We start from the raw sequence: 11,998 nt of genomic DNA on the forward strand, positions 1-11,998 counted from the left end.
CCATTCACCCAAGCGCACGGAATTCGAGGCGAATGATGGTGCGACCATTTTTGTCGCTTGATCGTGCCACGCTGAAGCGCATGTCAAGAATCCATCAATTCAGCGCCAGCTGCCGTCAACCGTCGCTCCCGTACCCTGTATATGGGCGGAGCGTAATCTCGCTCAGATCTTCGTGATCGCTGGCTGCTGGGTAGCGCCACGGAGTTTTTGGCGCTTACAACCTAGCGGCCGCCCATCGGTGAAATCTCGCATCCGATGAATAATTGGCCTCAGAAACTCTTGAGTTGAAATTGCATGACCGCATTGAAGACCACGCCGCAGGCGACCATACAGCAGATCCAGACCTTGCTCTCGGAAAGTTACGGATCGGGATTCACGATCTTCAAGGAACTGATTCAAAACGCTGATGATGTTGGCGCTAGCAGGCTTCTCTTGGCGGGGCACGACGGCTTCCCTGATGCTAACAACGTGCTGCTGCGTGCGCCTGGGATCTTCGTCGCCAATGATGGTCCAGTGAGTTCGAGCAACTGGGAGGGGCTACAACTAGCTGCCGGTGGCAGTAAGGGTGGTGACGGGCAGGCAGTCGGCCGTTTCGGGTTGGGCCAGAAGGCGCTTTACCACCTGTGCGATGCATATCCCGTGTTCGCCCGGATCGATGGCGGTCCTCAGCCGACCACGATGATCCTCAATCCGTATGAGGAAATCGCTGAGGCCGATCACGCCCGCGCATGGAAGTCGCTTTCGGCGAAGGACGAAATGCTCTTGGCTGAGTGGGCCGATGGTCAGGGGATGGCGATGGGGCTCGTGCTTTACATCCCGTTGCGCACTGATACGCTGCGGCCCAGTTCTGACTCCCGGATTAGCCTGACCAGAGCGCAATGGAATCCTCGCGACGCATTGAAGGATATTGTAGATGGCGAGCAGCTCCACGCCACAATAAGTTGCCTGCGTCACCTCGCGCGGATCGACATCGAATGCCCGGGCGAAATTCCCTGGCGCGCCGAAGTCCAGCCGGGGGGCACGCGCCTCTCCGGCCCGGGCGATGACGCCCAGCGTCAGATGGAGGCTGCGTTTGGGGGGCGCTTCACTGTAAACGGGAAAGCGTGCGAGGTACATGGCGCCCAGCGCAGCCTCACCGACGGAACGGCTGTGACGCTGAGACAAGAAGATGACTGGCCCTCTGCTTGGACGTTGACCGGGTTGGACAAGGCGAAAGCCACGCCACATGGAGCTTCGATCATTTGCCGGCACCCGGTAGGTCCTGGTAAGTCCGCGCGGCTACGCATATGGCAGGGTGTCTATCTGCCACTCGGTGACCCGGCCAAGGACCGCAGTGTCGTACTTGGCGATCCCGCGCTGCCAGGAAATGAAAATGTCGACATCGTCGTCCACGGTGACTTCTTTGTGTCGAGCAATCGCGCGAGTATCCTTGTTAACGACGGTAACAGGGGGCAGGACGCGATCAAGCTTCGCTGGAACGAAGCCTTGCAGGCCGAAGCTTCGCTCCCCTGTGTGCTCGACGCGGTGGCTCAGGCGGTCCTCGGCATCAAAGCCAACAACGATCGCTATGAGCTGATTCGCGCTCTTGGTGAAAGTCGTTGGTGGGGGGAGAGGGCGAGAGCGATTTGCGGAGGTCGCGCGCTGGTGCGACGACTCGATGGGAGCGATAGCAACTGGCGCATTGAGAAGGCGACGCAGCTGCGCCCTATGCCTTCTTCCGAGGCAACTCGCCCGCGCCGCCTCACGGAGGCGTGGAAGGGCTTTCTTGATTGGTGCACAGCAAATGAGTTCGTGCTCGCGCAAGGCGTCACGCTCGGCGAAGCGCGCCCTGCGTGGGAGGATCGGGAGCTGGCCGAGTTGGTAGCCGGCTTCGCCCCAGCATCTCTATCGAGCAAGGATGCCGCCAATACATTGGTCGAAATTCTCGATTACAATGCCAGCACGAGTGGAGGCGAGATTGGTCCGTTGGCCCGGGCCGCAATGGCGAATGCGTTTCGGGCTGCGATGCACAATGGTACGAAGTTGGCGCCGATGGCCCAGCTCAGGCGACTGACTTTGCATTTGCCGCACGATCAGGTGCTCGTCCTCCCCAAGTCGGTAACCGATCCGGAGTTGCTCGCTCGCCTTGCAGAACTTCCAGACACATTGTGCATTCGCGCAGAATGGATAAGCGAGGAGCAGGCGAAGCAAACGCGTAGGCTTGCGCGTGACGAAGCAGTGTCGTTGCTGGCTGTGCTTGAACCGGTGACCCAGCGGCCAAGCCGTATCTTTGATCAGGCGCTCGCACTGATCGGACTTGTTTTGCAGAACGGCCCGACGCTTGCCGAACTAGCGCGCGACAGCAAGGCAGCATCGCTGAAGGTCATCCCCGTTGTGCGGGTTGATGATCGAGCAGACATCATGCTCTCCCCCGCGGAAGTTCTCGATCTCATGCGCGAGAAGCTGCTGTTCCACCACGGCCCCCACTCGCAGCTTGAAAAGCTTGCCAGCGCGATTGTTGAGCCGGTGATCTACCACTTGCGGCAGAATATCGCGCTCACCCCGCCGCCGGGCATGTCGCTGGCTTCGTCGAACACGGTATCCGACAAGGTCGCGGTACTGGGGAAAGTTCTGCAATTCGGGCCGATTTTAGCGCGGGTCGAACTGTTCAAGGAATTGCGCGAACATATGCCCGCACCGCTGATGCGGCGGCTGATAACGGGCGAACCGGGCCTACGTGATCAGGTCACGTTGGCGCGGCTTGTCGGCTTGCCTGTGGCACTGGGATCTCTCGTCCATAAATTGATGGCGGATGATGTCTCGATCCGTCTGCTTGACCCGGCCATCGCCGACAAGCTCGGCCACGAGGAGGCGCGCAAGACCGACATCGAGGATCTCGATCTGGCCTGGCTCGGTGAACAGCTGGTGCGCCGGCGCAGCTTCGTCGAGCCATTTAGCGAAAATCAGGCTGAAACTTTACTCACGTCGGGCCTCTCGAAAGAAGTCCTGATGCAATTGGCGTTGCACCGGGCGATGAATGAGGAGGGACTGCACCGCGCGGACACCCTGCTTCGAGGTGGGCTCAATGCCGTTCCCGTGACCATGCGAAGCCTCGTGCGGAATTTGGACCCTTGGCCTGATCCGCGCGCGTCTGCCGTGCAAAATGACCTGATAGTCGGATGGAGTCCGCAGCGCCAGGTTAGGCTCGCCCTAGACAGCGCCGAACCGCATCGGTTCTGCTCGGAGATAGCCGAGGTGCTGGGCAGTATCGCGTCACTCGAGGATTCGATGGATGCAAATCTGCGTGCACGGGATTGGTTGGCGGTGGATGGGCGCGGACGGGCGCCGCGCGATGTGCTCGACCTGCCGATCTGCGCTGCCGAAGCGTGGACCCAAGTGATGGCCGCACAGACCCCGGTCCTCCGCGAGCACTTGTCCCCCGAACTGCTTTCGGCGCTTGATCGCCATCGCCTCGTCGACGATCGAGCGACGGCTTTCCGCCGGGTGCTGCGCGACGCGGCCGAAAGCCGCCTGGCGGGGTTGATCGTCGATACGTTGAACGGGCGGGCGGATCTGACAAAGCTTGCGCACGCGCGCTGCGAGCTGGCCGAAGGCGCTTGGCCGATCGTTGCTAGCGCGCTGCGCAACTTTTCGGATGAAGAGGCGCTACGAGGGGTAATGGCCGGCATCCGCTTTGCCGACCCCGATCTCGATGCCGTCGTTGACCAACTCAATGCGCTGGCCAGAATCGCCGCGCGCGATGGTCAGGTCGGTGAGGCCGCCCGCAGGTTGTGGCGCGCCGGTTTCGAGAAGCATGCTCCAGACCTGCGTATCGAAACCGATTTTCTGCCCGCGGATCTGCTTGTGGAGAGCGAGGCCGGTCGTTTTGCGCGTGCCGACGAGTTGGCCCTCTCTGCTTCAGGTGTGGAATCGCGTGATCTGTTGGCACGGCAATGGCAGTTCGATGTGCCCGCCAATCATTCGCCAGCCGCACTTAGCAAAGAGGTAGCGAGCAGGCCGATCGGGGACATGGTTGAGGCGCTCTTCAAGCCGTTCCAACCTTTCCATGAACTGCACACTGCTGTGCTAATGGTTCTGGCCATGCTGGGGCGCGACAAGGGCATTCGCCGGGTCGCTAGCCAATTCATGGGCAATCCCGATTTCGACGACATATGTGCAGACCTTGATGAAAGATCGCGCCGACAGCTGGGCTTGTACGATCCGCTGGCCGACCACATGGCGCGCCTGCGCCTGGTCGTAGTTCCGGTGCAGGACGGCCGGGCGCTGGCTCTGTCAGCCGCGGGCACCATCGTGCTGGCTGCGGCCGAGCGTGAAGGCGCGTTGCTCTATGGCTGTTTAAAGGCGGGCGACGGGTCCCATAATTGGCAGCTGACGATGTCACCGATCGAACCGCGGGATCTAACCCACGCCACGAATCTACTGCGCGGTGCTGTGAAGAAGCTCGTCGAACCAATCGGTATGCGAATGCAAAATCAGTCTAGCGCGGTGCTGGCCCAGTTCGATGGCTACCTCGCTTCCGACCAAGCAACTCTTGACGAACTAATCGCCGACATCCGCGACGGCTTGGCCGAGCGGATCAAGAAGCTGACCCGCGGGACTTATCTCAAATCGGCATTAAGCCGCTACGACGACGACCGCAAACAGGGCCGCCACGAACAGGACGATACCGCTGCGCGGCAGCGCGCCAAGGACAATCTGTGGGCAGCGATCTCTCGCCCGGAGGCAGGCAAGGAATTGCTCGCGTCGGTCCGAGAGAAGATGTTGCGGCGCAACTACGCGCCATCGCGGACGCTGTTTGAGCTCTTCCAGAACGCGGTCGATGCGGCCCGTCAGAAAGGCCAGCCTTCCGACGTTCGCGTCGAGGCTGAACGCGACGAAACGGGCGCGATTTGCCACCTTCGCTTCATTCACTGGGGGCGGCCGGTCAACGTGCCGGGCGGCCCGCTGACGCCTGCCCGCTATGCGCGCGATCTCGATAATATGCTCGATCTGGACTCATCTGAGAAGGAAGCCGATCACGGCAAGCACGGCCTTGGCTTCAAGACGACCCACATGCTGAGCGACAATGTGGGTGTCGCGAGCGGGCGGCTGCGCTTTCGCATCAAAGGTGGGATGATCCCCGAAAAGTGGGAAGATGGCCGCGCTCTTCAGCAGTTGCATAACACCAAAGACGCGCCGGCGACAATCATCGATATGCCGATTTCCCCCGGTCTGGAGCATGCTGCCGCCGATGCGTGGAACTGCTTCGTTGAGGTCGCACCGTTCCTGCCCGTTACCGCGCCAGAAATCGGCGAAATGGTGATCAAGGACGGCGGCGAAACCCGTAGTGGCGAAGCCGCCGTCACTGAGGTCGCTCCAGGTATTGCTGCGGTCCAGTATGGCCACGATCAGCGCTCTTTGCGCCTTGATCTTGGCCGCCAGCATTATCTCTACGTCAAGCTCATCGCGGGTACGCCAGTGCCGTTCGCCAAGGGGTGGAGCCGGCTGTGGAACCTTGCTCCGCTGGATGGCGAGACGGTGAACGCCGCGTGGTTGATTGACGGCCGGTTTGAGATGGACCAGGGGCGACGCGGGCTCCATGGTCAGGGAGAAGATAAACGCCGCGCTATGCGCGCGCTTGGGGGGCCACTTGGTGATCGGCTAGTCGAACTTTTCCAGGGCTGGGACGAGATCGCGCCTATAGCTGGCCTGGCTGTCGATGGCCGTGACGATTTCTTCGCGCTCTTAATCGACCGTATGATCGACGACACGCGCGACCAACTTGCGCTCGAACTGCATGGGCGAGCTGGGCAGTCTCTTCAAGTTGACGCACTGCGGGGACTGGCTGCGCTCGTCGATGCATGTCCGGTGGTACCACTGTCCGGAGGCGGTCTGGTTTGCGCTGATGAGGTTGAGGGCGTCTATCGCAATACCCTAGAAGATCCCGTGACATTGCAGCGCGTTAGAGCTTGGGGCGATTATCTCGGTTTTCACAACCACGCGATAAACGCGGGGTGGGCCGCAAATCTAGAGGCACTCGGCTTCGACAAGGTGGCCGGGATCGATCTTGGCGTCCTCGCAGAGAGGCTGTTCTCCGGTGGGGGTGTTGATCCGTTTCGTGCTGCGGCGTTCGGCACGGTGTTCAATTCGAGCGAACGCCAGAATTGGCATCCTGAGGAGCGCCAGCGGGCGGAGCGCGCGTTGCGCGATGTTCTACTGCTGCCTGAGGACGGCAGCTATGTGCGTTCTAACCAGTTATTGTTCCCGCAAGACACACGCGAGACTCAGGAGGGCGAGACTGAGCGACAGCGCGCCGCCTTTGCGCCCGCCGCGGGCAGACTTAACTCTGACTATACGGGCAATGCGGTGGAATTTGCTCACCTCGTGCGCGCGCTGGCGGGCTATTCTCAGATCATCGTACGCAAATATCTCGCAACCGCTAATCAGGACTCAGCTCGCCTTTTTGCAGCCCTCACCTATTTGGCCGATCGCCCCAGCGAGATTGGTGGGATCGAATGGCTCTCCACCGTCGCCGACCTTCAATCTTTGAAAGAATATCGCCAGCTTAGCCGCCAGCAGCAGCTTTCGATCGAGGCCCGACTCGTCAACAACGGCGAAAATCCTACTTCTCCCCAATCGGCGTTCGATTTCGAGGATGATGTCGTACGCAGCGCCGAGGCAATCCTTCAAGACGTGGCCTCTTGGTGGGAGGAAAACCGCTTTGCCCTAGTTGCGCGGCATGATCGCCTCACATACGGCGAGCTCTGCGACCCGGCGGACCTCATCGATATGGATGACGTGGCCTGGTTCACGCTTCTCTCGCTCGGTTCGTTTCAGACGTTGGGCCGGATCACGCCTCAGCAGTCGCGTGGCTTCATTGAGCGCTGTGTAAACGAAGGGTGGTGGCGCGATCTCGCGACCATCGACGAAAGTGATCGCGAATTGAAGCCGTATGTCCAGCGATTGCTCGACTGGACAGAGATCGGCGCGGCAGACGACTATCTCATGTGGCGACGTTGCCTTGGCGATATGTGCATGATCGCGAGGCATCTTGAAACCTATCGTGAGATTTTTCTCAATCTACCACAGATGGTGCGCCAGCATGACGACCAACTGGCGCTCCGTGATTTGTTGCGCCCGTCCAGCAGCCACATCGTCGCCCGGATGGGGCTAGATGCCGCGCCGATCGCCCGGTCCCTCGGTATGGGCGCGAATTGGATCGTGCGTGAGCTGGCAAGGCGTGGCGTCTATGACGAGGATGATGCGGAAATCGTCCAACCCTTCGCGTGGAGCGCGCGGCTCCGAATCCGCCACTTTGCCAGTGCGATCCGCCTCGGCGATTTCGAATCCGGCATTGATGAGGGCCGGGCCTTGTATGACGCCGTGCTTGATGAAGTGGGAATCGACCTGCCCTTCGGAACAGACGGCGACTTGCCGCTAGAACTGCTCAATACCCGTGAACCCGGCCGCGGATGGTTGCCCGCCCGCACCCAAATTCTCGATGGAACCTGGATCGCCCCTGATCTCGATGAGGTGACGGAAAATGCTTGATGCCACCGATGCGCTAGCGCCAAATACCCCCGTTTCGCATCCGATACACGGTACGGGACAAGTCATTGCCGATACCGGTGCCACGGTAGTGGTTCGTTTCGGCGCGGAAATCCAACAGGTCCTGCGCTCCGAACTCGCCCTTGCCCGCTCGCTCGAACTTGCTCTGGGCGTCGGCCAGCTCGATGATAGCGCCGATGGCCTGCTGCGCGCCAGCGCACTGGCGATCCGTTCGGTCAACGACCAGTGGGGGGTGTTCTCGCGCTCGCGTGTGCAGCTACTTCCACACCAGCTCTGGGTCTGTCACAAGGTCAACCGGCAGTGGCCGTTCCGCTGGTTGGTCGCCGACGACGTGGGGCTCGGCAAGACAATCGAAGCGGGCCTGGTCCTCATGCCACTGGTGGCACGCGCACAGGTGCGCCGCCTGCTGATTCTCGCGCCCGCCAAATTGGTACCGCAGTGGCAGGCGCGACTGCGCCAGATGTTCGATCTCCGCCTGCAGATATACGACCGCGAGGTAGACAAGCCCGCTGCCGATTTCTGGGGAACGGCGCAGATGGTCGTTGCGTCGGTCCATACACTCAGGCGCGAGGTCGCTGAGGGGCGCGCCGAGGCCAGTCGCTTCCTTGATGCCGAGCCGTGGGACGCGGTCGTCGTCGATGAAGCGCATCACCTTCATGCCGACGAGAGAACAGGGGAGACGCTTTCGCTTGAGTTATTGAAGGAAATGGAGAGGAGACAGAAAATCCGGTCGCTGCTGCTGTTCACCGGCACGCCACACCGCGGGAAGGATCATGGTTTCTTGTCTCTGCTTAGTCTGCTCGACGCCGAACGGTTCGGGCCGGACAAGGACGTCGATGAGCAGCTCGCCGCGTTGCCCGACTTCATGATCCGCAACAACAAGGCTACAGTTACCGACCTCAAGGGCAACCGCCTGTTCACGCCGGTCACAGTCGAAACGCGCGACTATGCCTTCTCCGAAGCTGAGGCCAAGTTCTACGAAACACTGAGCGCCTTCATCATCGACGGCCGCGCCTATGCCTCTACACTCGATGGAAGAGCGCAGTCTGCCAGGATGCTGCTCCTAATTGCACTGCAGAAGCTCGCCGCATCCTCAATCGCGGCTATCCGTAGCGCGCTGATCAAGCGCCGGGCAAAGCTGGCGGCCGTGGCCAAGAATGCGAGAGTGGCACTCAGCATTCCCGAGGAGGCTGAAACGCTCGACGACCAGGCGATCCAGGTAGAGAACACCTTGGCGCAGATGCTGGTAGAGCTGATGGACGGCGAGGTCGCGCGTCTCGATGAACTGCTGGAACTCGCTGAGCCGATCGTGCACGAGCAGAAGATCGAGCGACTTGTCGGCCTGATCGACAAGGATTTGCCGGAAAACGAACCGGTCCTGCTGTTCACCGAATATAAGGCGACGCAGGCGATGGTCGTCGATGCATTGCACGATCGCTTTGGGCATGGATGCTGCGCCTTCATCAACGGCGACGGACGGCTCGACGACCTTTCGCTCGCTAATGGCAGCCGCGGCCCGCGCAGTTGGACTCGGGAGGCGGCCGCCGACGCATTCAACGGTGGGAAGGTGCGCTTCCTCGTATCGACGGAGGCCGCAGGAGAAGGCATCGACCTTCAGGAACGCTGCGCCACGCTCGTACATGTGGACATGCCATGGAACCCGATGCGGCTGCACCAGCGCGTTGGCCGTCTGTCGCGTTACGGTCAGAAGCGGCCAGTCCAAGTTTTCATCCTGCGAAATCCGGACACTGTCGAGGCTCGGATCTGGGATCTTCTCAATACCAAGCTGGAGCGCATACAGGCCGCACTCGACGTCGCAATGGACGAGCGCGAGGACATCAGCCAGCTGGTTGTAGGCATGAGCGGTCCGGCGACGATCGAGGCGATCTTTGCCGAAGGGCAGACGCGCGGGCGCGAAGGGCTGACTCAATGGTTCGATCAGCGTTCCGCCACGATTGGTGGGCGCGACGTCGTGGAGAGCGTTCGGAATATGCTTGGCAGCGTTAGCCGCTTCGATTTCGCACAAGTCGGGCGTAATCTCCCCCAAGTTGATCTGCCAGATCTCGAACGCTTTTTGAAACTCGAGCTTGAACGTCAGGGGCGGCGCGCCATGAGCCGCGCCGATGGATTAGAGGTGAACTCGCCCGATGCCTGGAGCAAGTCCGACTACGCTATCAGTAAGAAGTACACGGGCCTCGTGTTCGATCGCAACGCTCCGATCGACTCAAAGCAGGCTCCGACCAGATTGGTAGGCGTCGGCCATGCACTGTTCGACCGTGCTCTGCTGGAAAGTGAGAGGCGCGACGTGTTCCTCGCAACGTGCAACAGGCTTGATTCTCCGCTGCTTGTTGCCACGATTAGCGATGAAGTCACTGGCCAAGGCCAAACGGTCAGCCGCGTTGTAATCGGGGCGTGGCAGGATCCTGAGGGCAAGGTGCACATCCTTCGCGACTGGGAACTGTTACAGCGGTTGAACCGTCTTGGCCGATCGGATGCCGCGACAACTTCCCTGCAAAACGGAGGCGCGGCTCTGGCAACGCTCACCAAGGCCTTGCTGGCGCACGCCTATGAAGCAGCGCCAGGCATCGCAGAAGGCATGACCCGCCCGACCGTAAGAGGCGAAGTGTTGCTTGTCCCTGAGGAGATGGCAGATTGAGCGAACGCACTTTTCTCAACGGCTCCTAGCGTACGCACGTATCGGAAAGTGCCGACTGTGAGAACGAAAAGAGCCAGCCAGCGCCTGCCCGACCGGAGTTTTCATGAACGGCCACCCCGTTAGGCCAGCGGCCATATTGAGTCCGAACATCGGAGCGTGTCAGGATACAAAACCAGCGGGCTATCCGCTGATCACCGATAGTTCGCTACGGCCACGGGCGACGGGCGTCACTTCGATCTTCACGGGGATCCGTTCTTTGATCTCTTCGACATGGCTGATGACGCCCACTCTGCGGCCCGTCGCATGGAGGTGCTCCAATACCGATAGGGCTTGGCCGAGGCTGGCCCCATCTAATGCGCCAAACCCCTCATCAATGAACAGGCTTTCGATCTTGAGGCCGCGGCCGGTGGACATCTCGGCAAGGCCGAGCGCCAAGGCGAGGCTGATCAGGAAGCGTTCTCCGCCCGAAAGGTTGTGCACACCGCGGATTTCGCCAGCCATGTCATGATCGACGACCTGGATAAGCATGTCGGCACCAGAAGCGCGTTGAAGTTCATAGCGGGGCTTGAGATCCGTAAGCCTCGAATTTGCGTGCGCCAGCAGGCGATCAAGCGTTAGCCCCTGGGCAAAGCGCCGGAATCGAGCGCCCGTCGCATCGCCGATGAGTTCATCAAGGGCGAGCCACACCCGCGCCGCTGCCCGCTCGCGTTCCAAGTCGGCACGAAGCTTCGTAGTCTGCGTCCGAACCTCATCATCCCGGCGGAGCACGAATTGGGCATCTTGGAGCGCCTTCTGCGCCGCCTCGCCCGCGTGCTTGGCTTCGCTGACCGCTTGAGCAAGGGCATCGCCAGAGAGGGAAGGAGGGTCAGTCTGATCGTGGCGGGTCAGATCCTGCTGCCGTTGAATCAGTAGGGCAGCGGCATGCTCTGCGGCTTTGTCGATGCTGGCAAGAGCCTCAGCCTCCTGATCGATGGCCTCCTGTCCCGCTCGAGTTGCGTCGGCGACGGCGTCTTCTTCGATCGCCAACTCAGTAAGGCGTGCGTGAAATCGACCTTGGCGATCCAGATGGTCTTTGATCCTGCGCTCTGCTTCTTGGTCCGCGGACTCTTTGTGAGCGGTTGCGGCCGCCTGCTGCTCTCGCGCCTTGCTGGCCTCTACTTGGGCAACTTCCAAAGCTCGGCGGCTCTGCGATAGGGCCGCTTCGTTGCGGGCGACGACGATCTCCACCGTGTCGCCGCCAAGCAGGCTTTTCCGAGCGTCCGTTTGCCGAAGATGATCTTCCTCCCACCCCTTCGCTTGAGACTCGATTTCTTCGAGTCGGGCGGTGGCTGTGGCGGTCTCCGTACGCGCGTCAGCAACGGATCTCTCCAGCCCCGGAATTGCGGCGAGGAGCCGTGAATGTTCCGCAGAATGGGCGCGCCAAGCCTTGGCAGATTCATCGAGCCAGGCTGCGGGGTCAGGTAACTGTCGCCAATGTGCGCTGCCGCCGAACCTTGCGTCGATCGATCGCGCGAGCCGATCTCGTGTTTCGGTAGCGTGCAATTGGCGTTCCGCTATGCCGCTCGATTGCTGCTCGATATCGCGCACTGTCTGAGCGGTGAGACTTGAGGCTGCGCGGCATTTCTCCCACTCGTTTCGAGCCTTTTCATCGGCGACTGCGCGGCGACTGACAGGATGCGAGCGTAGCGACAATCAAGATGAGAATCGGTTGTTGGGGTGTCGGTGAAGGACGGAGGGCGTAGCCCGAAGCCCGTAGCCGAGACCCCAACAACCGATGGCCCTTCAATGGAGGAG

3 protein-coding genes are annotated in these 11,998 nt (G+C 60.9%); 2 read left to right on the forward strand and 1 reads right to left on the reverse strand.

All coding sequences use genetic code 11. The annotated features are described in order from the left end of the window. The first annotated feature begins 303 nt into the window (after positions 1–303). Positions 304–7,530, forward strand: coding sequence for a sacsin N-terminal ATP-binding-like domain-containing protein (locus K663_RS02020; RefSeq protein WP_044661443.1), 7,227 nt, complete (start codon positions 304–306; stop codon positions 7,528–7,530). Beyond that, on the forward strand, positions 7,523–10,204 hold the full coding sequence (locus K663_RS02025; protein WP_083535797.1) for a DEAD/DEAH box helicase: 2,682 nt from the start codon (positions 7,523–7,525) through the stop codon (positions 10,202–10,204). The genes K663_RS02020 and K663_RS02025 overlap by 8 nt, the downstream gene beginning before the upstream one ends. A 180-nt stretch (positions 10,205–10,384) precedes the next feature. Here the strand turns inward: K663_RS02025 and K663_RS02030 are convergent, their stop codons facing one another. Further along, positions 10,385–11,791 (reverse strand): SbcC/MukB-like Walker B domain-containing protein, encoded by a 1,407-nt coding sequence (locus tag K663_RS02030; protein ID WP_235589489.1) that lies wholly within the window; start codon positions 11,789–11,791, stop codon positions 10,385–10,387. Positions 11,792–11,998 lie beyond the last annotated feature (207 nt).

Origin of the sequence: Sphingobium sp. MI1205 (assembly GCF_001563285.1) — a bacterium.
Lineage (GTDB): Bacteria > Pseudomonadota > Alphaproteobacteria > Sphingomonadales > Sphingomonadaceae > Sphingobium.

Bases quoted from the DNA above. Each gene is read 5' to 3' on its own strand.
- K663_RS02025 (WP_083535797.1), top strand. From the start codon at position 7,523: ATGCTTGATGCCACCGATGCGCTAGCGCCAAATACCCCCGTTTCGCAT.